The organism is Polaribacter sp., from assembly GCF_049276715.1.
Classification (GTDB): Bacteria; Bacteroidota; Bacteroidia; order Flavobacteriales; family Flavobacteriaceae; genus Polaribacter.
This window is the reverse complement of record NZ_JBASWY010000029.1, coordinates 1-24,769: the sequence shown is the minus strand read 5'-3', so window position 1 is coordinate 24,769 and position 24,769 is coordinate 1. Positions and strand designations below refer to the sequence as shown.

Here is a 24,769-nt window from a genome sequence, read left to right as displayed (position 1 = left end):
ATTTTGTGTTTTTATTTTAGAATGATTACATTTGAGTTGTGCCAACAATTTTAAAATTAAATGGTTTTCGATTTTTCTTTTATGCAAATGATCATTTGCCTATTCATGTTCATATTGAAAAAGAAAATAAAACAGCTAAATTTAATTTAGAACCATTTGTAGAATTAGTATATTCAAGAAGGTTTAAGGCATCAGAAGTAACTGAAATACGTAAGTTAGTTTCAGAAAACAGAGAATTATTTACAAATAAATGGAATGAGTTTTTTAACAATCAATAAATCAAGATTTGCTACAGACGTAGTTTTTGACCAAAACAAAATGACTGTTTTTTTAGAAGATGGCAGAGAACTCTCTGTGCCTTTAGAATGGTTTGTTTCGTTAAGAAATGCAACAAAAGAACAATTAAATAATTGGAGATTTATTGGAAATGGAGAAGGTATTCATTGGAAAGATTTAGACGAAGATATTTCTATTGAGCGTTTGTTAGATTAAAATTTCTATTTTAATTTTATAAATTACCTATTTACGCTAACAAAACTAAGTTTTAGCCCCATAAGATTTATTATTGATGTGGATGCTTATTAAAGTTTTCTACGATCCAATTTTAAAAGTTGTGCTTTTATATTTTCTGTTGTAAACTCAAATACATCCATATTTTTAGTTTGGTTGGGTTTGCCCCAATTGTAATAGGTAGTTATTTTAAATAGGGTTGGTTTGTATTGCTTATTACCTAAATAAGTTAAATTCAATAAATAATTCCCACTAGCCAATTCTTCTATAAAAATTTCTTTAGAAGTATAACCTTTTATTTTTTGATCCATAATTAATTCTAAATTATGATTTGAAGAATTCTCTAAAAGGAAAATTTCAGCATCTGGATTCACAAATTCTAGCACAAATTCAGCTTCTGTACTATTCCATTCTATTACAATTCGCACATCACTTTCAATATTTTTACTAGGCTCGTTAATATTAATTTTTTGAACACTATTACTTTCATTTTCTTGGTCTAAGTTATAAGTAGCCATGATTTCAGAGGTAATAACTTCTCCAATATCATTGTCTTCAATTTTAAAACCTTTATTTAAAAAATAATTATAAGTGAACCAGAAATCTCTATATTTTTTTAGTTCTAAAAAAACATTTGCCAAATCTCTATAGGATTGTCTATGGTTAGGTCTTATTTTAATAATTTTTTTGTAAATTTCTATAGCTTTTTCCAATTGGCCTAATTCTTCATATTTATAGGCAACTGCTTTTAGATCTTCTGAGTTTTGGTTTGCAAAAACTTCATAATCTTCTAATATCTTAATTAAAAGAGATTTACTTAATTTTTCTTCTTGAAAAAAATTAAATATATCTAGATGATAGTTGGTATTGGCCTTATCTTCTGTATAAGTTTTTGTATATAAGTCTAAAGTCTCTGTTGCATTTGAAACCTCTTTATATTTATCTAAAAAAGGAATATCTTTTTTAATTTTATCATATTTAATGGCATCATTACTATAAAAATCATCATCAGTAAAATAATAGTTATTAAAATTTACATTTTTCAATTTGCTGTAATCTATAGTTGTTTTTACCTTAATAATTGGATTTTGATTTTTTTGATTTAAAATAAAAAGCTCTTTTACTTCTGAGATGTATACAGGAAAAGGGATATCATATTGATAATTATCAATTTCCCAAATTGCAGAACCATCAAACTCTTTCCCTTTTATATACAAAACTTCTTCACCATATTTGTTCAATCTTACAAGTACATTTGGTAGTTTTTCTTCAATAGCTCTGGTTAAAGAAGTAGCATCTTTATTTAGTGTTTCTACCTCTATTTTTAAGGCTAAAAAGTTTTGTATTTCATCTCCAATAGTACTTTCACCTAATTTTGGTGTTTTTTTAATATTGGGAGATTTTGGAATACTTTCAGGTTTTAAATCAATATTTAGAGTATTTGTAACATCTTCGAGTAAAACAATTAGAGTCTCAAAACCTACATAACTATAACTTAGTATTTCGCCTGGTTTTGCTTTTATAGTATAAAAACCTTTTGCATCAGAAACAGAATATCTAGTGGTGTTTTCGACAAAAATAGTTACATTTTCTAAGGCTTTATTGTTGTGTTTTATAAAACCTGAAATGGATTTTAATTCTAATTCTAAAGTTGTTTGTGATAAAATATAAATAGGAATTAATAGAAGAAATAAGGTAAGTTTAGTTTTCATAGTGGTTATAAGTTACCTAAATATATCAAATTTTATACCAAGATTTTTTTATTTGATTAAAAAAAATTAAGGTTGAAGCAACCTTTTTAAAACTTTTGTAGTCTATATATTTGTAAGGCAGTCAAAACCAAATCAAGAGGCTTGAAAATTATACCATTGCATAACCTAGAAAAATCGCTCATCAATAAAGCGATTGTAAACAACAGAGAAGCACAACAGCAATTGTTTGAGCAGCATTCTCCTAAAATGTTGGGTGTATGTAGGCAATATGTAAAAGATTTACATCATGCAGAAGATTTGCTATTGCAAGGGTTTTTAAAGGTTTTTAAAAACTTACACAAGTTCAAACACGAAGGAAGTTTTGAAGGTTGGATAAGAAGAATTATGGTAAACACCTGTATTTCTTATCTCCGTAAAAAAATCTTGGTTGATGTATCTGATGAAGAATATGTTTTTAATAATGCAGCAACAGAAAGTTTAGAAAATACTTCTGTAGAAGACATTCAAAAACTGATAGATCAATTGCCAGAAGGTTACAAAATGGTGTTTAATTTATATGCCATAGAAGGCTATAAGCATTCGGAAATTGCAGAGAAATTAGGAGTTTCTGAAAGTACATCAAAATCGCAATTATTTAAAGCGCGTAAATTGTTGCAACAGAATTATTACAAAATGAACAAAATTAGTAATGGAGACAAATAAATTAGATAAAAGCATACAAGAGAAGTTCGAAAACAGAACTTTTAAGCCATCAGCTTCTGCTTGGGAACGTTTGTCTGTGCAATTAGGCGAACAACCAAAACAAAAGAAAATCGGTTGGTTTTTTTATATAGGAGCAGCAGCAAGTATTTTACTATTGGTTTCTATAGGAATTCAACTATTTTCTGAAGAATCACAAGAAATTCCACCAAAAGAAGAAATTGTTATTACACCTATTGATACCACTATTATTGATAAAAAAATAGAGAAATTTAAAAATGAAATTCCAGTTCAAGAAGCTTTAGTTCAGAAAAATGGAGTAGAAGTAGAGCATCAAAAAGAAGCTGCAAAAAAAGGAATTTCAGCAAAAGAAAATTCTAAAACTAAAATTGAAAAACCGATTAAAAAAGAGAAAATGGCCATTGCAAAAGTGGAAGAAAAAAAGGAAGTTATTTCTACTGAAATAGGGAATTCTCTCACTAAAAATCAGAATAAAGAAATAGAAAAAAGAACCTTACAACAAAACCCAAATAGTAGCATAAAAATAAATTCGGATGATTTATTGTATGCTGTAACTCACACACCAAAAGAGGTAAAAGAATATTACGCAAAATACAATTTGAATAGAGAAGATATTTTAAAAACGATTAAAAGTGAGCTCAAAAAATCGAATTTAAAAATAAATCCAGAAACTATTTTAGCAGAAGTAGAGCGTACTATAAATGATGATGATTTTCAGAATAATTTTATGAAATCGTTAAAAAGAAGAGTAACCGATATTGCATCTGCAATTGCCAGTAGAAATGATTAAAACGAAATAATCAATTCTAAAAAAAACAAAAAACAATAAAATTTTAAAATCCATAAAAATGAAAAGAATACTACTTATACTAGTGTTGTTTGTAGCAACTGTTGCCCAATCTCAAGAAAAAACTTTCGAGGATGAAGTGAGCAAAATATCAAAAAGAATAGAAAATATTACCAAACAACAGAAAGACTCTTTAAAAAGCAAAGTAGTTGCAATTGACAAGCAATTAGAAAGAGGAGAAATTACAGAAGACACAGCAAATACTTTAAAGAAAGAAGTTGCAGCTTATCATGCAAGGAGAATAGAAAAGTTAGTGGGCGAACAAGAAGCTTTACTTCAAATTTTAGTACAAGATAAAACTAATGGAAAGATTGCCTCTTCAGATGAAATGATTACAGATGAAGATGATGATAATATTTTCACGATTGGTAGAAAAGTTTTTAAACTAAACATTTCTGACGGAGATTTGGATGAACGAAATGAAAAAAGAAAAGAAAGATGGAAGTTTAGAAACAAAACGCAAAGAACTACTACCACTCAATTTGTGTTTGCTATGGGTATTAATAATGTTCTGAATAATAATAAGCTATCATCTTTAAATAATTCTGAATATCAATTATGGCGTTCTCGTTTTTACGAATTGGGCTGGACATGGAAAACACGTTTTACAAAAGAACCATCGCAATTCTATTTTAAATATGGTTTTTCTTTACTGTGGAATAATTTACGTCTAGAAAACAACCAGCAACATGTTAAAAATGGAGACATGACAAACATAGAAACCAGAATTGATGAAAGCTTAACAGAAAGTAGATTAAGGCATGTGCAATTGAATTTTCCTATGCATTTAGAATGGGATTTATCTAAAAATAAAATATATGATGATGGAAGAGTTAGAGACAGAACAAATAATTCTGTAAGATTGGGTTTAGGAGGTTTCTTTGGTTTTAAATTAGGAACTAGACAATATTTAGAATATCAAAATCTTAATGGAGTAGATGTAAATGAAGTGCAATACAACAACTTTAATATGAATACTTTTAATTATGGTATAAGCACATATATAGGGTATAAATCTACAAGTTTTTATGTAAAATATGATTTGAATCCTTTGTTTAATAATACCGAAACTAGAAATATATCAATGGGTATTCGTTTAGATTTGAATTAAGTATTTATCTAAAGTCATTTTATAAAAAGCTGTTGTGAAAACAATAGCTTTTTTATTTCACTACTTTTTGTTATCGATTTTGCGTTATTATTGTTAATATTTTATCAAAATCAGAATAATTAGAAGATTATGTATTTAATTTTACAGATTCAAAAATTGGGTTTATTTTTATACACTGAAACAAATAGAATCTTTATATGATAATAGGAATTCCTAAAGAGATTAAGAATAACGAAAGTAGAGTTGGTATGACACCTGCAGGTGTTTTTGCACTAACCAAAAATAAACATACAGTATATGTGCAATCTAAAGCTGGCGAAGGAAGTGGTTTTTTTGATAAAGATTACATAGAAGTTGGAGCAACTATTTTGCCAACTATAGAAGAAGTTTATTCGAAAAGTGAAATGATTGTAAAAGTTAAAGAGCCTATAGCACTGGAATATCCTTTAATTAAAGAAAATCAAATTGTGTTTACATATTTTCATTTTGCATCGAGTGAGCCTCTTACAAAAGCAATGATTATGAGTAAATCTATTTGTATTGCTTATGAAACTGTAGAAGATGAAGATGGTACTTTGCCTTTATTAACACCTATGTCTGAAGTTGCTGGTAGAATGTCTATACAGCAAGGAGCAAAATATTTAGAGAAACCCGTAAAAGGACGAGGTATTTTATTAGGTGGTGTTCCAGGTGTTACTCCAGGAAAAGTATTAATTCTAGGAGCTGGAGTTGTGGGTGTACAAGCTGCAAAAATGGCAGCAGGTTTAGGGGCTCACGTAACTATTTTAGATATTAATATGAAACGTTTACGCTATGTAAATGATGTTTTACCAAGTCATGTAATTACAGGTTTTTCTAGTGAATATAGCATTAGACAGCATATAAAAATTCACGATTTAATAATTGGTGGAGTTTTGGTAAAAGGAGGAAAGGCGCCAAAATTAATAACTAAAGATATGTTAAAAGAAATGAGACCAGGAACTGTTATTGTAGATGTTGCAGTAGATCAAGGTGGTTGTTTCGAAACTACAAGAGCTACAACTCACGAAGACCCAACATATATTATAGATGATGTTGTGCATTATTGCGTTGCAAATATGCCAGGTGCAGTGCCTTACACTTCTACAATGGCATTAACAAATGTTACACTTACCTATGTTTTAAAGTTAGCAAATTTAGGTTGGGAAAAAGCTTGTGAAAATGATGCAACTTTAGCAAAAGGATTAAATATTGTAAAAGGAAAAATTGTGTATAAAGAATTAGAAGGTATTTTTTAATTTCGATTTTAGTTTTTAAAGATATAGAATGGATAAGGTTTATGCTTGTCCATTTTTTTCTTCCCATTCTTTTCTAATATCCTTAGATAAAATACTTGTTCCATCATGTTTCCATCCAGGAGGTTTTATAAAATATTTTAATTTATTTAATAAAGAGGTTTTGGAGGTAAAAAAATCTTTAAACATATTTTTCCATTCTAAAAATGCAACCTTAATAACATTGTAAGTTTCTATATTTTTAACCAAACCATAAATTGGTTTTTCTATTTCTGGCTCGAAAGTGCCAAAAAGTTTATCCCAAATAATAAAAATACCTGCATGGTTTCTATCTAAATATTGTGCATTTGTTGCATGATGCACTCTATGGTGACTTGGTGTGTTAAAAATAGCTTCAAACCACTTTGGCAATTTATGAATAAGCTCTGTATGAATCCAATATTGATAAATTAAACTAATAGACATTTGGACCAAAACCATAATTGGATGGAAACCAATAATAATTAATGGAAACCAAAAAATGAATGTATAAAAACTTCCAGACCAAGTTTGTCTTAAAGCTGTGCTTAAATTGTATTTTTTAGAAGAATGATGCACAACATGGCTTGCCCAAAACAACCTGCTTTCATGACTTATTCTGTGAAACCAATAATAACAAAAATCTTCTGCAAATAAAAGAATACCCCAAGACCACCAAGCAAACGGAATTGTAAAAACTCTAAATTGATACAAAAAAAGAAAACAGACTAACACCAAACTTTTTGTAAATAAACCAATAAAAACATTCCCTAATCCCATGGCTATTGAGGTTCTAGCATCTTTAAACTCGTAATCTTCTAATTTCACTTTTATAGTTAAAATAATTTCAAGGATCACAGTTGCTATAAAAAAGGGTATTGTGTAATGAATTAAGTTTGGTATTTCAGGTATTTGCATATCAGTATTTTAAATCAAATGAAAGATCATTGTGTAGTTAACTTTTTAATCTTAAAAAAGATACCGTAAATATAAAAAAGTTACTATATTTGCACCCTTAAAAATAAACAATAAATACTTAATTATGAATCATTACGAAACTGTTTTCATTTTGAATCCCGTTTTATCTGATACTCAGATAAAGGAAACAGTACAAAAGTTTAATGACTATTTGGTTTCTAAAGGTGCCGAAATGATTTCTAAAGAAGATTGGGGCTTAAAAAAATTAGCATATCCAATTCAAAAAAAGAAAAGTGGTTTTTATCACTTGTTTGAATACAAAATTTCTGGAGAAGAAATTGCTGCGTTTGAGTTAGAATTTAGAAGAGATGATAGCATTATGCGCTACCTTTCTGTTAGATTAGACAAACATGCAGCAGCTTGGGCTAAAGTTAGAACTGAACGTGTTAAATCTACTAAAAAATAAGAAATGGCAACAATAGAACAACAAGCAAAAGGCGGTAAATCTGCTGACGTTAGATATTTAACGCCATTAGACATCGAAACTAAAAAAGAATCGAAATACTGTAGATTTAAGAAAAAAGGTATCAAATATATAGATTATAAAGATGCTGACTTCTTAATGTATTTAGTAAACGAACAGGGTAAAATTTTACCAAGACGTTTAACAGGAACATCATTAAAATACCAACGTAAAGTTGCGCAAGCAATCAAAAGAGCTCGTCATTTAGCTTTAATGCCTTACGTAGGAGATTTGTTAAAATAATAAAGAAGTAGAACAATGGAATTGATATTAAAACAAGATATAGAAAATTTAGGTTTTAAAGATGATGTTGTAACTGTGAAAAACGGTTATGGTAGAAATTTTTTAATCCCTACAGGACAAGCAATTTTAGCTACTTCATCTGCAAAGAAAGTTTTAGCAGAAAATCTAAAACAACGCGCTTATAAAGAAGCTAAATTAATTGGTGATGCTAATAAATTAGCTGAAACAATTAAAGGTTATGAAATTAAAATCGCATCTAAAACCGGTTCTGGAGACAAGTTATTTGGCTCTGTAAACAACATAGATTTAGCTGCAGCTTTAACCAAGGAAGGTACAGAAATCGACAAGAAATTTATTAAAGTTGTTGGAGGTTCTGTAAAAAGATTAGGTAAATACGAAGCTTCTGTAAGATTGCACAGAGCAGTAGTTGCAGATATTACTTTTGAGGTAGTTGCTGAATAAGTAACAAACAAAATTCTTAAAAAGCTCGTTAGAAATAACGAGCTTTTTTTATTTTTACAAAATGAAATATAGACAATTAACCAAGGAACAATTTGAAAGTTTGCATAATGAGTTTGCTCAATTTTTAGCTAGTCAAAGTATAGATGTTAAAGAGTGGACCACCATTAAAAAAGAGAAACCTAAAGTTGCAGAAGAAGAAATGAATATTTTTTCGGACATTGTTTGGGAAGATGTTTTAACCAAAACAAATTATTTAGAACACTTTTCTGAAACTACAGCCAACTTGTTTAAGTGCGAAGACAATAAAATTCACAGAATTGCTATTAAAATTAATTGGGATATCAATTTATTAGAACAAAAAGGTTTTGAATGGCTAATGCAAAATCCTATGGATAATTCTGTAGATATTTTTATGGGAACAAAAAACTATGATTCTGACAGAAATAAAGAAATCTTCGACTTAATAGAAAAAGGTAGCTCCATTTCTAAAGGTGAAATATTTGAATATTTTAATCAACTGGTTACTTAACAATTAAAAGAATCCGTTTATCTACACTTTATTGCATTTCGTCGATACTTTATTCTCCTTGATGATTAATTTTATTTTTTGAGATTCTTATACCTTAATTTTATTACTTAAATATACGTAAAAGGTATGGAAACAATTTTAAAGGTATTATTAATTGAAGATAATTTAATTGAGATAATGAAAATGAAAAGAACAATTTCATTATTAGAATTAAAGCATTCGATTGTTGAAGCTAAAAATGGGGAAGAAGCATTGCATTTTTTAGAAGATAAAAGTCAATTACCTGATTTAATTTTATTAGATTTAAACATGCCTAAAATAAATGGGATAGAGTTTTTATCAATTTTAAAAAATAGTGATGATTTAAAACATATACCAACAGTAATTTTAACAACATCTGATAATCAAAAAGATTTACAAGAATGTTATAAGATTGGTGTTTCTGGATATGTTTTAAAGCCTTTAAAATACGAGGATTACGTTAAGAAAATAGAAAAAGTTTTAGCATATTGGAGTATAAATGAATTAAAAAAATATTAGATGAAAGGTATTGTATTTACAGAGTTTTTAGATTTAGTAGAAGATAAGTTTGGCTATGAAGTAGTTGACGAAATAATATCTAAATCTAATTTAGAATCACAGGGAATTTACACTTCTGTTGGGACTTATAGTTTTTCTGAAATGTTACAATTACTGCAGCATTTAAGCGCGCATACATCAATTTCAATAGACCAATTACTACTGGTTTATGGAGAACATTTTTTTAGTGTAATTGAAAGAAGTTATGCTGGCTTATTAGAGACTTATAAAGATCCTATAGAAATGTTGGCATCTATAGAGAACCATATTCATATAGAAGTAAGAAAAATATATCCGGATGCAGAATTACCTACTTTTATTGTAGAACAAAGAACGGATGATTCTTTAATAATGATCTATAAATCGAGCAGAGCTATGCATCATTTTGGTTTGGGTCTTATGAATAAAACTTTCGCTCATTTCAAATCTACTGCCTCTATTGTTTTAGAAAAAATTAAAGAAGATGGAACTGAAGTGAAGTTCATTATCAACAAAAATTAATGAATCAAGATAAAATAGACATACTTCAAAGAGCAATAAAAAGAGAGAAAGCCGCAAGAAAAGCTGCAGAATCAATTTTAGAAAGTAAATCTTCTGAATTATACTATTTAACCGAAGAACTTAAAAAAGCAAACACTAAATTAGGAGAGTTATTAGATGAAAAATCTTCGGAGCTGCAAGGTGTTTTCGAAAATATATTAGACGCATATTTGGTAATCGAATTATCAGGAAACGTTATAAAGATGAACGCTGCTGCAGTCGATCTTTTTGGCTATGATATTCAAAATCAAAAACTAAACGTAACCGATTTAATTTATAAAGAAGATTTAAAACATGCTTTTGAATCTTTTAATCAATTAAATGAAAAAGGCTTTTTTACAAACTATACCTCAAGAATTATATCTAAAGATAATACTATTAAGTGGGTGCAGGTAAATGGGAGCTTAATATTTAATAGTCAGAAAAAACCAATTGCAGCTCAAGGTATTGTAAGAGATATCACCATAGACAAAGAAGCAGAAGATGCTTTAATAGAATCAGAAAACAGACTTTCTTCGCTTATTTTAAGTTTAGATAATGGTGTTTTATTAGAAAATGAAAAAAGAGAAATAGTTCTTACAAACTATAAATTTTGCGAAATTTTTAAAATACCTGTTTCTCCAGAATTGTTAAAAGGCCAAGACTGCTCAAATGCATCTGAACAAAGTAAACACCTTTTTAAAGACCCAGAATCTTTTATAAACAGAATTAATGAAATCCTTAGAAATAAAGAACAAGTTTTAGGTGATGAATTACTGATGATAGATGGTACCATCTTAGAAAGAGATTTTATTCCCATTTTAAAAGGAAATGTATACAAAGGACATTTATGGACTTATAAAAATGTAACTTTAAGTAGACAATATAGTAAAAGCATAGAAACCCAAAAAGAAAAATACAGTAGCATTATTGCGAACATGAATCTAGGTTTGGTAGAGGTAAATACCGAGGATGAAATTTTAATGATCAATCAAAGTTTTTCTGAAATGTCTGGCTATTCTGAAGAAGAACTTATAGGAAAAAAAGGAGGAGAAGTTTTTCAAATTAACGAAGAAGAAGACGTTATTTCAAAACAAAATTTGAAACGAATAAAAGGAGAATCTAATTCTTACGAAATAAAAGTAAAAAATAAAAAAGGAGAAACCAGAAATTGGTTAATTAGTGGTGCTCCCAACTACAATCTTAAAGGAGAATTAGTAGGTTCCATAGGAATTCATTTAGATATTACCGATTTTAAAGCATTAGAAAATCAGAAAGAAAATATTTTAAAAGAATTAGAAAAAAGAAATGATGAATTGCAAGAATATGCACATGTAGTTTCTCATGATTTAAAATCGCCATTAAGAAGCATAGATGCTCTTGTTTCTTGGATTAAAATGGATAATAAAGATAAACTTGATGAAGCTTCGATTCAAAATCTTGAATTAATTGAAAATACTTTAGAAACCATGGAACAACTAATTTCTAATATTTTAGAATATTCTAGTGCAGGATCCGAGGTTAACGAATTAGAATTCATTGATTTAAATCTTCTTTTTAATAAAATTAAAGGATTATTATTAATTCCAGAAAATACATCAGTTTATGCACTAAAAAAATTACCTACTTTAAAAGGTGATGCAACAAAATTTCAACAATTATTTCAAAATCTTATTAGTAACGCTCTTAAGTTTTTAGATAAAGAAAAAGGAATTGTAGAAGTAGACTATACAGAAGAAAATTCTTTTTACAAATTTTCTATAAAAGATAATGGTATTGGAATCGAAAAGAAATACCACGAAAAAATATTTAAAATATTTCAATCTTTAAATAAAAGAGAAGATTCTACAGGAATTGGACTTTCTATTGTAAAGAAAATTGTTGATTTATATGGAGGTACTATATGGTTAGAAAGTGAACCAAATGTTGGAACAACATTTTATTTTACCATTAAAAAATAACAAATGAAAACAGTACAACTCAAAAGAAATAAAGATACAAATTGGGAATATTTAACCGAAAATGTAATTCTTGTAAAGCCATTAGTGCTAGTTTTTGGAAACCGATTATTGTTAGAAGACACTAATATTTATAAAGAAGTAAAATCTATTTTTAAAGATGGTCATATTGTTTTTGGCTCAACCTCTGGAGATATAACTTCTCATTCAGTAGATGACGAAAGTATAACCATAACCGCTATTGAATTTGAAAAAAGTAATTTTGTTATTAAAACAACCAATGTTTTTGAATCAGAAAAATCTATTGATAGCTATGAAACTGGCAAAACGCTAATAAATCAGTTTTCTGAAGATGGTTTAAAGTATGTGCTTGTGCTCTCTGAAGGGAGTTTTATCAATGGCAGTCAATTAACAAAAGGAATGAATTCTGCAACCATAGACAACTTACTAATAACTGGAGCTTTGTGTGGAGATGCTGCCAGATTCGAAAAAACAATGGCTGCTTACAACGAAAATCCAAAATCTGGAGAAATTGTAGCCATAGGTTTTTATGGAGAATCCTTAGAGGTTTCTTTTTCTATTAAAGGAGGTTGGACGCCTTTTGGACCTGAAAGAATTGTAACCAAATCTCAAGGAAATATTCTCTATGAATTAGATCATAAACCCGCTTTAGATTTATACAAAACCTATTTAGGAGAAAAATCAAAAGAATTACCAGCAGCAGCATTATTGTATCCGCTTCAAGTAAAATCTGAAAACAATAAACAATCTATTGTTAGAACTATTTTAAATATAAATGAAGAGGACAATTCAATGATTTTGGCTGGAGATATTTTTGAAAATTCGAAAGCTCAGTTAATGATGACGAATGTTGATAATATTGTGAATGCTGCTGAAATTGCCGCTAAAAATGCCAATGAATTAAGAAGTAAAAAGGCAGAATTAGCAATTTTAGTAAGTTGTATTGGTAGAAAATTAGTTTTAGATCAAAGAGTAGAAGAAGAAGTAGAAGAAGTTTTAAATGTTATCGGAAATGAAACGACCATTTGTGGCTTATATTCATATGGAGAAATTGCACCATTTCATGGAGAAAATAATTGCCAACTTCACAACCAAACAATGACTATTACATTAATAAGCGAATAATGAATTCACTTTTAAAAAGGCAAATAATAAAATATTTACCCAAAAATTTTGAAACAGATAAAGATTTACAGACTTTTTTAGACGCTGTAAATAGGTCCTATCACACTTTAGATAACCAATTTGCAATGTTGCAGAGAGCAACTAGCATAAGTTCAGACGAACTTTTTATCGCCAATCAAAAGCTTAAAAAAGAATCAGACAATCAAAAAGAGGTTATTAAAAAGCTAAAAAATGTAATAGATACTTTAGATTTTTATGAATTAGAAAAAGATGATAATTTAGAAAGTATCGATTTAGATTCGTTAAAATTGGTGGATTATATTGATAATCAAACAAAAAAAATCATAAAAGTAAATCAGCAAAGAGATAAACTTTTATCTAATTTAGAACGTCAGAATAAAGAACTGAATGACTATGCTCACATGGTTTCTCATGATTTAAAATCGCCATTACAAAGCATAGACGCTATTACAGTCTGGATGAAAGAAGATTATGCAGAAGTTTTAAATGACGATTGTAATTCTAAAATAGATTTAATTAGAGATAATGTAGAAAAAATGGATACTTTAGTAAAAGGTATTTTAGAATATTCATCTATATCTAAATTTGAAAAACAGTTTTATAATGTAGATTTAAATATTTTAATAAAAGATCTGATTTTAAAACTAAATCTTGCAAAAAATATTAAAATACAAGTTGCAAATAATTTGCCAATTGTGCAAGGTGATGTTTATAGATTAGAACAGTTATTTAAAAATCTAATAAATAATGCAGTTACTTTTAATGATAAAAAAAATGTAATTATAAAAATCGGTTTTTCTGAAAAGGAAGATTATTACGAGTTTTTTATTCAAGATAATGGCAAAGGAATAGAAGAAAAGTATTTTTCTAAAATTTTCGAAGTATTTCAAAAATTAGAAAATAATTATAAATCTACAGGAATTGGTTTATCTATTGTAAAAAAAATTGTAAATTTATATGAAGGTGTTATTTGGATAAAATCAGAAATTTACCAAGGCTCAACTTTTTATTTTACATTAAAAAAACAATATGGAAAACCCCAACATGCTTTATATAGATAGTCTTGCAAGAGGAGATAAATCTGTAAAAAATCAATTAATAGACGTTATTAAAACTGAGTTTCCTGATGAGAAAAAAGACTATTTCGAAAGTTTTGGTCAGTTAGATTATAAAAAAATAGAAGAAAATGTTCATAAACTTAAACATAAAATTAGTATTTTTGGCCTGGAGAAAAGTTATAAAATTGCAAATGAGTATGAACATAATCTGAGAGAATTTTCGATAGAAGGTTCAGAAGATTTTGAAAAAATACTCAATGTAATTTCAGAATTTTTAGAAACTATTTAAGATTTATGAATTGTATTATTATAGATGACGAAAAAATGGCAAGGGTTATTATTAGAACTCTTTGCGATGATATAAAAGGATTACATGTTATTGAGGAGTATTCGAATGCAATGCAAGCTATTAAGTTTTTAAATGGTAACGAAATAGATCTTATTTTTTTAGACATTCACATGCCAGATTTTAATGGATTAGACTTTATACAAACGCTTAAAAATCCACCAAAAATAATTCTAACAACCTCAGATCCAAAATTTGCTATAGAAGCTTTTGAATACGATTTTATTGTAGATTACCTTCTAAAACCACTAACGCTTCCTCGTTTTCAAAAAGCAGTTTTAAAAGCTGAAAAGAAAACGATTACTTCCAAAAATAATAAACAAGAAGCTGATAATAAACCAGCTATTGATAACGATTTCTACGTAAATATAGATAGACGTTTAATTAAAATAGATTTACCTAGTATTTATTTAATTGAAGCTCAAAAAGATTATATCAAAATAAAAACCGAAAATAAAGAGTATATAGTGCATTCTACTCTTAAAAAGATAGAAGAAAAATTACCAGAATCTTTATTTCTTAAAATTCATCGTTCTTACATTATCAATATTAAAAAAATTATTGATATTGAAGATAACAGTGTGCTAATTAAGAAAGATGTAATTCCCATTAGTAGATCAAAAAGACCAGAATTAATGCAGCGTTTAGACTTATTATAATACTTAGTCTAAAGAAAACATGCATTTGGTCTACACTTAAACTGTAAATGCAGATTATTTAAAAATCAAAAATCATTTCGCTATAATTTTGTGGTATTAAAATAAATATCATGAAAAAAATTATATGTGTTTTGGTACTTACCACAATGGCTTCTTTGCAAGCACAATCTTTTAAATACTTAGGAGAATATACTTCTGATGGAACTCCAAAATATTTAGAAAACCCAGGAGATTTAGTTTCTGTAGAAACACAAGAAATGATTAGCAATTCTTTGCCAGAATCTTATCCTGTGCCAGATTACAATCCACAATACATTACTTCTGGTTACGATACAGATATACAAATTACCAAAGATGCAGATGTTTGGGTAACTTTTGTAGCAGAAGGAGCAGGTTATAGAAATGTTTTAGGTTTTTATACGTACGATTTAAATGCTACAAATCGCAGTAAACCTGCAGATAACGATATTACCATCATATTTCCAAATGTGTCAGCACTTGGCAGTGGAGGAGGCCTAAAAGTTGGTGATAAAGTTAAAATAGGTTCATTTAAAGCAGGAACAGGAATTGGTTGGGTATTATTAGCGAATGCCTGGAGTTCATCTCAACAAAAAGTTGGAAATGGTTTATGGAAATTATTTTCTAACCCTGACTATAATCCAGAAAATGAGCCAAGTTTACGTTACCATAATGTTTTACTAGCAGATCCAAAAAACGAGAGAATTATACTTGGTTTCGAGGATGTTAGAAGAGATTATTCGAATTGTGATCAAGATTTTAATGATGCTATTTTTTATGTTACTGCAAACCCTTATGAAGCTATTAATACAAGTAATTATGCAGATATTACAGAGGCAAATAATGTTACGTCTGCTTATGATGGAGGTTTAGAAAGCAATGGTTCTTTAGCAGATTTAATTGCTAAAAGAAACTTTCAGAGAGAAAAAAGTGGAAATTCTAAATTTAATAAACAGTTTCAAAGCAACTTTAATAAAAGCGAAATTTCAAGAAAATCGAATACAACTTCTTTAATGGATTTTTTACCTGAAACAGGCATGTATAAAACAGAAGTTGCCAAAGTTTCTAGTCCTGAAGATTTATTAGGAATCACAAATGCTACAGAGGTATTTTCTGTTGATTATTATCAAGGGAATAATAGAATTGCAGCAGTTTTGGCTACAGCAACCAATGGGAATATTTATGATCATTCTAAAATTATTTGTGATCGTTTAAATTCATCAAGTTTAGAAGATGTAAGAACAGTACAAACAAGAGGACATCAAATTATAAGTTCTAAAATTAAAAGAGCTTCTGGAGAAATAGAATATAGCTTAAGTTTTTCTGTAAAGATGGATGATTCTGAAAACGAATTGTTTAGCTTTTGGAACATCGCTCAATATCCAACAGGAAATTATCAAAATTATCAAATTTGGGGTAGTTCGTATTCGCAAGTTTTTTCTATAGCTAATTATATTATAGATACTCATACAGCTAAAAACGGATTGAAAAGTAGCATAAAAGAAGAAGTTTTACCAAATGTTTTTGTAAAATCTGGAAGCTATTCAAATGGAGTTGTTCGCTTAAACTTGATTAATAAAACAAAAGAACAATCTATTAATTTTGTTGGTTATATTGCAGAAACTGAAGTAGCAGATCATATAGAGGTTAAAAACACATTTTCTCTTTCAGGTGCTTACAACGAAGTTTTAGAAATAGAAACAGGTGTTTTATTCGATATCGGATTTTCTTTACAAACAGAAACATCAGATTTAATAGATGCTTTGTATTTAGCTGATGGTCCTTGGGGTTTAGATTATTTAAACGATTATGCAACAGTTTCTAATTTTGAGGTTTCTACATCTGAAAGAAGTTATGAAGATGATTTTTATGAAGTGGATAGAAATGTACTAGCAAGTGGAGAAGTTAAAGGAAATATAAATTTATTCAGACATATTTTACCTGGAGATCAAACTTTAGAAGTAAGAGATTATGAGTTCGTAAACTTTAAAATGACCAATAATGAACCTGTAGAAATTGTAATTATGCAGGAAGAAGATAGAGCTTGGGAGAATAGATTACGTTATACAATAACTGCAAATTCAGAAGAAACTGAGCACACAATTGCTTTTTCTGACTTTGTAGATGCATCAGGAAATAAAGCAACTATTACCAATATTAAAACGATAGTTTTTTCTATCATTGGAAATTATACAACTTATAAACCTTACAAAATTGAAGTAAGTGAATTATCTTTTAGACAAAATAAAAATGTGTTATCAAATGATAGTTTTACGGTTTCTGACGCTAAAAAAACAGTAAACTATCCAAACCCTTTTTCTAGTAATACCACTATTCAATTGGTAGAAACTTCTAAAAATATTGTTATTCAAGTATATGATTACTTGGGTAGAGTAGTAGATATACAAACAATAAATACAGATGGTACTTCTATAAAAGTGAGCTATAATGCTCCAAGATTAAACAAGGGTATTTATAAATATAAATTAAAAGATGATAACAACAAGTTGTATTCTGGAACGTTTATCATCAAATAACCCTCAACTTTAAGAAGGAATACAAAAAGGTAAAAGCGAAAGCTTTTACCTTTATTTTTTATAGAAAGGTTTTTTAGAAAGATACCATTTAAATCTTAATCCAATTTCGGTAAAAGTAAAACCAGCAGCAGTTGCAGAGGCAATATTACTCTGCAAACCATAAACATTTAGCAAAGCTCGTTCAGAAAATTTATAACCTAATTTTGCCTGAACTCTATAAGTGCTTTGCCTTTTATCATCTTCTATATATTGGAAACCCGTTGCTAAATTTAGTTCGTAAAACCATTCATCAATTTTAGCAATATTTTCGTCTTTTATCAAATTTAAAAACACTTCTGCTGCATAAAATTTACTCGGACTAAAATAAATTGTTGGCACTTGGTTTTTAAAAGAAATATTCTGATAATTCAAGCCCACTTTTAAAGAAGGTTTTTCTAAAAGATTATAATACAAAGATGTAAATAATAAATTTCTTGTATTACTATCATTCTGAGAGGTGAAATAATATTGAGTAAACCAACCCAATTTAAAGTTTGTACTTAAACTGTAATTTAGTAAATAGTTATTTTGAACAATTTCTCTATCTAACAACTCAGCATTAAAATTCTGTACTTCTCTTTTATATCCTACTTCTAGATTTTGAAGTTTAAAAGGTTTTATATTAAAAGAAACATCTGCTAATAACTGACTAAATTCGTTGGTATCTGCTTTAGAAGCTGTTACACCCAAACTCCCTTTAAAGGTAACATTATTTAAAAGTTGATACGATATTCCAGCTAAAAAGTTATTCGAATTTGCAGCTAAATTATTTACAGAATTGCTTGTTGTTCTATATGTATAACTTGCTAATACTTTAAATTTTGTAGAAAAAGGAATTTCGGTATTTGCAGCATAAGAATAGGCTTTATTGTTTCCATTATCAAAAGAATAAGAAATGTTTGTTTCTAAAAAAGGCGTAAAATCTTTGTCTAAACTTTTAATAAACTGTGTAGCATCTTTCTGGTTTTTATAAAAACTCAAAGTATTGTCAGCACTTTTATAAGCATCTATATAATAACCAGAAGCTTTTAATGCATTGGCTTTTCCAAGATTTCCATCAAAAGAAGCACTGTCTTTTTTTAAGATTAAATTGTAATCTTCTATACTTTTTTTAAAATCACTTTTATAAATATTTAAAGTAGCTCTTAAACTTAACATCCAGTTTTCTGGTGTTTCAGTTTCTGCAAATAAAATATCAATTTCAGTTTTTGCTAATTTGTATTTTTTATTCCAAATTAAAGCTTGAATATATCTTTCCTTTGTTTGTTTTACATCAGTGGTAGATGAGTTCTCATTTAACAAACTCATCGCTTTTTCGCTAGTAATTAATGCTAGTTTATCATTTCCATCTAAATGATGAGCCAAAGAAGTTCCGTTTAAAGAGGTAAACATATTCTCTGGGTTTTCTCCAATAATTGTATACGTTTCTAGAGCTTTATCTATTTGATTAGAAATGAGATACAAGTTTGCTAAGTTTAGTAAAGTTTCTTTATCCTTTTTAAAATCCGTAAAATTTTCGTTTAAAATACTTTCTGCTTCCAAATAATTTTGGGCATTTACTTGCTCATTGGCTAAACCTAAACGCATGTATTTTTTAGAAACCAATGCATTATTATTTCCTGGTAAAACAACCAAAGCTTTATTCACGTAAATAAGTGCATCCTTAAATTTTTTAAGATTCGATAATGTATTTGCATAGCCTAATAGCGCAGGAAAACTTTGATTATTTTCTTGAATCAATTTTTCATAATATGTTTCTGCAGCCTTATATTGTTTGTCCCACAATAGAGATTCAGCAAAGTTTAGTTTTACTTCAAAATCATTTGGGTAATCGTTTAAAAGTGAAGTAAATAAGTCTACAGCTTCTGTAGAATCTCCATTTAAACCAACAGCTCTTCCATAACACAATCTTGCTGTTTTGTTGGTTGGAAATTCTTTTAAAATGGTCTTAAAAAAGGTTTCTGCTTTTTTATATTTACCTGTTTCTAAATAATTAAAACCTTCTTTCATGTCTTGCGATTGCATGTAAACACTCATAAAAAGAAAGGTAAGTAGTGCTATTTTTTTCAATTGTATGCTCTTTTAATATCTATGGCAAGTTAAGCATTAGCTTTTAATCATTAAGCCATACAAAATGGTTTTTGGTCGACAGAAGACTTTTTATTTAGAGTTTCTGAAAGATATTTGCACCATTAATTATAAAAACAACAAATTACATGGCAATTTCAATTCCTTTAAGACAAAAGATTTCTCCAGAGCAAATTTTTATGATTAGTGGTTTGTTAGTAAATGGTGGAAATTACCTTTATAATTTGGTTTTAGGAAGAATTTTAGGTCCTGAAAAATTTGCTGATGCTGCTATAATGATTACTTTTTTATTGGTTTTGTCTTTTGTAGCCATGACTTTTCAGTTAGTAACCGCGAAATTCTCTGTAATATTTGAGAATGAAGTGTTTAAAAATTTCATAGCAAACACCTTTAAATACGCATCAATAGTTGGTTTGCTTTTTGGTTTGGCAGTTATTTTATTTTCATCTGAATTACAAACCTTCTTTAAAACATCGTCTGCACGAATGTTTGTGGTTTTTGGAATTGGAATTCCGTTTTACTTTTTAATGAGTGTAAATAGAGGTTTTTTTCAAGGAAAAAAAGAATTTACTTTTTTATCAATTACCTATCAATTAGAAATGATTAGTCGATTGGTAATTACCTTTGGTTTGCTTTATTTTCTGGAAATAGAATCCTCTTTAATTATTGCTCTTGGAATTTTAGCTTCATTTTTATTTGGTTTAATTCCTTTTAAATTCAAAAATATTTCCTTCTCTAAATTTATCAAACTCGAAAAAACAGAGTCTAAAATGGTACAAGGTTTTTTTGTGATTACCGCATTTTATGAACTCACACAAATAATAATTAACAACAGCGATATTTTATTGGTAAAACATTACTTTGAGTCTTATGAAGCTGGTTTATACGCCTCTTTAGCATTAATTGGTAGAGTAGTTTACTTTGTTGCATGGATGTTTGTAATGTTGCTTTTACCAGCTGTTGTTCAACTTAAAAAAGATGGAAAATCGACGTTGCCAATTTTACTGAAATACGTTGGTTATATTTCAATTATTGCTATTTCTATTACTACAGTTTGTTATCTTTTTCCGACACAAATCATATATATATTATTTGGTGATGGATATTTAGAAATAGCATCATTATTATGGAAATATGCCTTAGCTACTGGTATTTTTGCAGTCTCTAATATTTTTGCATACTACTATTTATCATTAGATAAATATGTGCCAGTTTTCTTATCAGGAATCTTTGGTATGTTACAGATCGTCTTAATTATTCTTTTCCATTCTTCTTTAGAGCAAGTAGTAAATGTTCAAATAATTGCAATGGTTATTTTATTGATTGTGCAACTTACTTTCTTCTTCTTATCTAATTTTAAAGAGAGAACAAATAGCATCATCTAAACCTTTCAACCATTAATCTATACTTAATTGTATTTGAGCATACCTGGTCTTTTTATACCATAATTTAATCTGAAATTTGAACTATAATTAAAAATATATATTATGAAATTAGCAATCGTAACAGCATATCCACCAAGTAAAGTAACGTTAAACGAATACGCATATCACTTAGTAAAAAGTTTTAGACAAAGTGAAAAAGTTACTGAATTGGTTTTGTTAACGGATGAAACCCCTGAAGGAAAAGATATTAATTTTACCGAAAACGGATGTAAAATTACTGCAAAAGAATGTTGGAAGTTTAATAGCTATTTAAATATTGTTAATGTTACCAAGGCAATTAATAACCTAAAGCCAGATGCAATATTATTCAATTTACAGTTTATGAAATTTGGTGATAAGAAAGTTGCTGCAGCTTTAGGATTGGCATTACCATTAGTGTGTAAAATTAAGAAATTACCAACCATTGTTTTATTACATAATATTTTAGAACAAGTAGATTTAAAAAGTGCAGGTTTTACATCAAATAAAATAGCTCAAAAAATATATAATTTTATAGGAACAAGCTTAACAAAATTAATTTTAAAAGCCGATTTAGTCGCTGTTACTATGGATAAATATGTTACGATACTTGAAGAAAAATATAAAGTTGACAATGTAAAAATGATTCCTCATGGAACTTTTGAAATTCCAGAAAAACCATCACATCAATTACCAAATGGTGCCCTAAAAATAATGACTTTTGGTAAATTCGGAACTTACAAAAAAGTAGAATCTATGATTGAAGCAGTTGAAAAAGTGAGAGCCTCTTCTGGTTTAAATTTAGAGATTGTAATTGCAGGAACAGACAATCCAAATGTAATAGGATATTTAGCAAATGTAAAAGAGATTTATCAACATGTGCCTCAAATAACTTTTACAGGTTATGTAGAAGAAAGTGAAGTGGAAAGAATTTTTAATGAAAGTGCAGTTGTTGTTTTCCCTTACACATCAACTACAGGAAGTTCAGGCGTTTTGCATCAAGCAGGTAGTTATGGTAAAGCTGTTGTAATGCCTAATTTGGGTGATTTAGCCACTTTAATAAAAGATGAAGGTTACAGAGGAGAGTTTTTCGAGCCAGAAAATGTAACAAGTTTGGCAAATGCAATTGAGGCTATTGTTACAAACGATACGTATAGAATAGAGTTAGAAAAAGCAAATTACAAGGCTGCAACAGCTTTTCCTATGGAAAGAATAACAAACATATATTTAGAGGAGTTTGAGTTAATTAATTCAAAACTGAATACTAGTAAATCATTATCAACTCCTTCAGTTATTTAGAAATAAACTCAAAAGAAGGTTTTTTAGTTCCCTTGCTATTAATAAAACCAAATCTTTTTTGAGGGTTTGTTCTCCAAGGAAGTTTCCCTACAACTTCTTTGGGAACATCTTCAAAATCATACAAAGTCCAAGACATAAAAGGAATTTCCTTTTTGCTTAGGATTTTTTGCATTTCTTTATAATAATTGGCTTGTTTCTCTTCAGAACTTCCAAAAGGTTTCCAAAAACCATTGTAAGAAGAAACACCAAACTCACCTAAAATAATGGGTTTGTGATTGATTTTTGAAGCTAAATCATTATAAGATTTTTCGAACTTATTGATGTCTTCGTAATAATGAAAAGAAATAAAATCGAGCTTATCTTCTAGAATATGGGCACTTTCTATATTAGACCAACCAATGGTAATCCCATGCTTTTTATCTATTTTTTTTATTAAAATAATTAAATGTTCTAGCCAAGAAATTACATTTTCTTTTCCTCTTGAATCAAAATCTAAATTGGGTTCGTTTTTTAAATCCCAAGCTAAAATTGCGTTATGATTTTTAAAGGTTGATACAATTGTTTCTGCATGTTTATAATTTAATGTCCAATCTAAAACATCATAATTTCCATAAAAATCAAATAAAGTAATTACAACTTTTAAATTACTTTTTTCAGCAGCATCTAAAACTTGCTTCAGTTTATTTAATTTGGTTTGTCTTACTTTGGCTTTTCCAAAATCTTCATAAGGAATAAAAATTCGAATGGTATTTAAATTGGCATCTTTAATAATATTAAAATCTTTTTGAATAATTTGAATATTAAAATCGTCTCCAAACATATTCCATGGAGTTGCTTGTGGATAATAATTAATACCTTTTATACTTAAAGAATGAATAGGAGTGGGGCTTACAGATTTATCTAAAAGTTTTGTACTTTCTTTTACCAAATGTCTAATTCTCCAAAAACCATCTTCTAAAAGCAAAATGATTTTATAACTGGAGACTTCAGATATTTCTAAAACAATTTTATCATCTTTTAATATCTTTTTATATTCAACAACATTTTTATCTTCTAAAACCACTAATTGACCATCTTCACTAAAAAATAAAATATCAGGTTTGTGTTCTAAAGTAGTGCTTTCTATAGAGGTGTTTTGTTTTTTATTCTCAGTTATAAAATTGAATATATTTTGTCTTGCATTATCAGTATAATAATCTTCAATGCCATTTTTTAAATTAGTTTTGTAAGCAATATGTTTTACATACCAGGCATCTAAATAATCGTTTTCTATGCTATTTAGGGTTTGTTGGTTTATTTCTCTTCCTTCATTTCCGTTTAAAATCCAATCGATTTTTGGAAGATATTGGTCTATTTTTTTAACTTCTGTGTGTAAAATTTTACTTCTATCTGCGCCAGTATTAAAGTAATTTAATAAAGAGCTGATTAAGAATAAAATGATTGAAATTATAAGGATATAAGACAACATCAAAACACCTCTTACAATGGCTTTGTTTCTTTTTACCATAATTTTTTAGATTGAAATGTTTTGGTTATTCCTGCAGCAGTTATTGTTAAATCGTAAGTGTTGTTTTCATAAATGTTACTGTTTAAATCAAAAATAACAAATCCGTCTATTGATTTTTTAACAATTTCATCGAGAACTTTTCCATTTCTAGAAATAGATAATTTCACTTGTAAACCATCAGGTATCATTTGATTCATAAAACTTTTTAAAGGACCAACAGTTATTTTTCTATTATTTTTAGAAAAAATTACTTTAAAATCTTCTATTACTTTTTTATAATTAATTTGTAAAATATCGCTCTCTGCAATTCCATTAATGTAGGCTTTCACACTCCAATTTTCTTCCCATTCAGGGTGAATCATTTTAGCAAAAGCTACTCCATTTATGGTAGTTCCAGAAGTTTTAAGAATATTTCCTTTTTTATTGGTGATAAAAAAATCTACAAAAGTACCATCACTTACTACATTATTATTTTTGTCTAGAATTATAGAAGTGTAAAATTGGGTAATTTGATTTCCATCTGCATATTCATGATTTCTTTTCGAATAAAGATTGAAATTTGTTCCAATGGCTGGCATAATATTCACATCATATTCTTTAGAATTTAGTTCAAATGATTTTGAAGAAAGTAACATTCTACCACTTTTTACAGGTGAAAATATTCTATGATAAGCAATTAAATTATTGGTAAAAACTTGAGTTGTATTTTCTGCATCCAGAAATTG

The 24,769-nt window shown here is 28.2% G+C and carries 24 protein-coding genes and 1 pseudogene; 20 read left to right on the top strand and 5 right to left on the bottom strand.

Going from position 1 to position 24,769, the window contains the following annotated elements; genetic code table 11:
- Positions 1–38: 38 nt before the first annotated feature.
- Both WAO74_RS08590 and WAO74_RS08585 read left to right on the top strand, forming a co-directional pair.
- Positions 39–278, top strand: coding sequence for a DUF4160 domain-containing protein (locus WAO74_RS08590; protein WP_422161233.1), 240 nt, complete (start codon positions 39–41; stop codon positions 276–278).
- Complete coding sequence (locus WAO74_RS08585; RefSeq protein WP_422161231.1) at positions 256–492, top strand: DUF2442 domain-containing protein; 237 nt, start codon at positions 256–258, stop codon at positions 490–492. Before WAO74_RS08590 ends, WAO74_RS08585 begins: the two co-directional genes overlap by 23 nt.
- 89 nt (positions 493–581) lie before the next feature.
- Here WAO74_RS08585 and WAO74_RS08580 read toward each other — a convergent pair whose 3' ends face one another.
- Positions 582–2,222: a carboxypeptidase-like regulatory domain-containing protein gene (locus WAO74_RS08580; protein ID WP_422161229.1), complete on the bottom strand. Its 1,641-nt coding sequence runs from the start codon at positions 2,220–2,222 to the stop codon at positions 582–584.
- A 141-nt stretch (positions 2,223–2,363) separates the two neighbouring features.
- Between WAO74_RS08580 and WAO74_RS08575 the strand changes: the two genes are divergently transcribed.
- The 4 genes from WAO74_RS08575 (at position 2,364) to ald (ending at position 6,177) form a co-directional block, all read left to right on the top strand.
- The gene (locus tag WAO74_RS08575) at positions 2,364–2,924 is read left to right on the top strand and encodes an RNA polymerase sigma factor (protein WP_422161227.1); all 561 of its coding nucleotides are present in this window, start codon (positions 2,364–2,366) and stop codon (positions 2,922–2,924) included.
- Positions 2,911–3,732 (top strand): hypothetical protein, encoded by an 822-nt coding sequence (locus WAO74_RS08570; RefSeq protein ID WP_422161226.1) that lies wholly within the window; start codon positions 2,911–2,913, stop codon positions 3,730–3,732. The genes WAO74_RS08575 and WAO74_RS08570 overlap by 14 nt, the downstream gene beginning before the upstream one ends.
- Positions 3,733–3,790: 58 nt before the next feature.
- Positions 3,791–4,900, top strand: coding sequence for a hypothetical protein (locus WAO74_RS08565; protein WP_422161224.1), 1,110 nt, complete (start codon positions 3,791–3,793; stop codon positions 4,898–4,900).
- 197 nt (positions 4,901–5,097) lie between these two features.
- Positions 5,098–6,177, top strand: coding sequence for an alanine dehydrogenase (gene ald / locus WAO74_RS08560; protein WP_422161222.1), 1,080 nt, complete (start codon positions 5,098–5,100; stop codon positions 6,175–6,177).
- A gap of 39 nt (positions 6,178–6,216) precedes the next feature.
- On the opposite strand, the gene WAO74_RS08555 is transcribed toward ald, so the two are convergent.
- Positions 6,217–7,110 carry a sterol desaturase family protein gene (locus WAO74_RS08555; RefSeq protein ID WP_422161220.1) on the bottom strand — a complete coding sequence of 298 codons (894 nt, stop codon included), beginning with the start codon at positions 7,108–7,110 and terminating at the stop codon, positions 6,217–6,219.
- A 124-nt stretch (positions 7,111–7,234) separates the two neighbouring features.
- Here WAO74_RS08555 and rpsF point away from each other — a divergent pair, with 124 nt between their 5' ends.
- The 12 genes from rpsF (at position 7,235) to WAO74_RS08495 (ending at position 17,708) form a co-directional block, all read left to right on the top strand.
- Positions 7,235–7,576, top strand: a complete 342-nt coding sequence (gene rpsF, locus WAO74_RS08550; RefSeq protein WP_422161218.1) for a 30S ribosomal protein S6 — start codon at positions 7,235–7,237, stop codon at positions 7,574–7,576.
- 3 nt (positions 7,577–7,579) lie between these two features.
- Complete coding sequence (gene rpsR / locus WAO74_RS08545; RefSeq protein WP_422161217.1) at positions 7,580–7,876, top strand: 30S ribosomal protein S18; 297 nt, start codon at positions 7,580–7,582, stop codon at positions 7,874–7,876.
- Between the two features lie 15 nt (positions 7,877–7,891).
- The gene (gene rplI / locus WAO74_RS08540; protein ID WP_422161215.1) at positions 7,892–8,338 is read left to right on the top strand and encodes a 50S ribosomal protein L9; all 447 of its coding nucleotides are present in this window, start codon (positions 7,892–7,894) and stop codon (positions 8,336–8,338) included.
- A gap of 61 nt (positions 8,339–8,399) precedes the next feature.
- Positions 8,400–8,867, top strand: a complete 468-nt coding sequence (locus WAO74_RS08535) for a DUF6495 family protein (RefSeq protein ID WP_422161213.1) — start codon at positions 8,400–8,402, stop codon at positions 8,865–8,867.
- A gap of 126 nt (positions 8,868–8,993) precedes the next feature.
- Positions 8,994–9,407, top strand: a complete 414-nt coding sequence (locus WAO74_RS08530) for a response regulator (protein WP_422161212.1) — start codon at positions 8,994–8,996, stop codon at positions 9,405–9,407.
- Positions 9,408–9,947, top strand: a complete 540-nt coding sequence (locus tag WAO74_RS08525; RefSeq protein ID WP_422161210.1) for a heme NO-binding domain-containing protein — start codon at positions 9,408–9,410, stop codon at positions 9,945–9,947. It begins immediately after the preceding gene.
- Positions 9,947–11,926, top strand: a complete 1,980-nt coding sequence (locus WAO74_RS08520; protein WP_422161208.1) for a PAS domain-containing sensor histidine kinase — start codon at positions 9,947–9,949, stop codon at positions 11,924–11,926. Before WAO74_RS08525 ends, WAO74_RS08520 begins: the two co-directional genes overlap by 1 nt.
- A 3-nt stretch (positions 11,927–11,929) precedes the next feature.
- Positions 11,930–13,069 carry an FIST signal transduction protein gene (locus WAO74_RS08515; RefSeq protein WP_422161206.1) on the top strand — a complete coding sequence of 380 codons (1,140 nt, stop codon included), beginning with the start codon at positions 11,930–11,932 and terminating at the stop codon, positions 13,067–13,069.
- A complete protein-coding gene (locus WAO74_RS08510; RefSeq protein WP_422161204.1) occupies positions 13,069–14,151 on the top strand; it encodes a sensor histidine kinase in 1,083 nt (360 codons plus the stop codon). The genes WAO74_RS08515 and WAO74_RS08510 overlap by 1 nt, the downstream gene beginning before the upstream one ends.
- Entirely contained in the window at positions 14,120–14,437 is a 318-nt protein-coding gene (locus WAO74_RS08505) for an Hpt domain-containing protein (protein ID WP_422161203.1), read from the top strand. The genes WAO74_RS08510 and WAO74_RS08505 overlap by 32 nt, the downstream gene beginning before the upstream one ends.
- A 5-nt stretch (positions 14,438–14,442) precedes the next feature.
- A complete protein-coding gene (locus tag WAO74_RS08500) occupies positions 14,443–15,153 on the top strand; it encodes a LytR/AlgR family response regulator transcription factor (RefSeq protein WP_422161202.1) in 711 nt (236 codons plus the stop codon).
- Positions 15,154–15,263: 110 nt separating this feature from the next.
- On the top strand, positions 15,264–17,708 hold the full coding sequence (locus WAO74_RS08495; protein WP_422161200.1) for a DUF4114 domain-containing protein: 2,445 nt from the start codon (positions 15,264–15,266) through the stop codon (positions 17,706–17,708).
- A gap of 51 nt (positions 17,709–17,759) precedes the next feature.
- Here the strand turns inward: WAO74_RS08495 and WAO74_RS08490 are convergent, their stop codons facing one another.
- Complete coding sequence (locus WAO74_RS08490; protein WP_422161297.1) at positions 17,760–19,784, bottom strand: tetratricopeptide repeat protein; 2,025 nt, start codon at positions 19,782–19,784, stop codon at positions 17,760–17,762.
- A gap of 179 nt (positions 19,785–19,963) precedes the next feature.
- On the opposite strand from WAO74_RS08490, the gene WAO74_RS08485 reads away from it, so the two are divergent.
- Together WAO74_RS08485 and WAO74_RS08480 are read left to right on the top strand one after the other, a co-directional pair.
- Positions 19,964–21,220 carry a sugar isomerase gene (locus WAO74_RS08485; protein ID WP_422161198.1) on the top strand — a complete coding sequence of 419 codons (1,257 nt, stop codon included), beginning with the start codon at positions 19,964–19,966 and terminating at the stop codon, positions 21,218–21,220.
- Positions 21,221–21,322: 102 nt separating this feature from the next.
- Positions 21,323–22,537 carry a glycosyltransferase gene (locus WAO74_RS08480; protein WP_422161197.1) on the top strand — a complete coding sequence of 405 codons (1,215 nt, stop codon included), beginning with the start codon at positions 21,323–21,325 and terminating at the stop codon, positions 22,535–22,537.
- Here the strand turns inward: WAO74_RS08480 and WAO74_RS08475 are convergent.
- On the bottom strand, positions 22,530–24,044 hold the full coding sequence (locus tag WAO74_RS08475; protein ID WP_422161196.1) for a cellulase family glycosylhydrolase: 1,515 nt from the start codon (positions 24,042–24,044) through the stop codon (positions 22,530–22,532). The genes WAO74_RS08480 and WAO74_RS08475 overlap by 8 nt on opposite strands.
- Positions 24,038–24,769 (bottom strand): annotated as a pseudogene (locus tag WAO74_RS08470) (hypothetical protein); the annotation flags it as partial. The pseudogene WAO74_RS08470 and the gene WAO74_RS08475, both read right to left, overlap by 7 nt.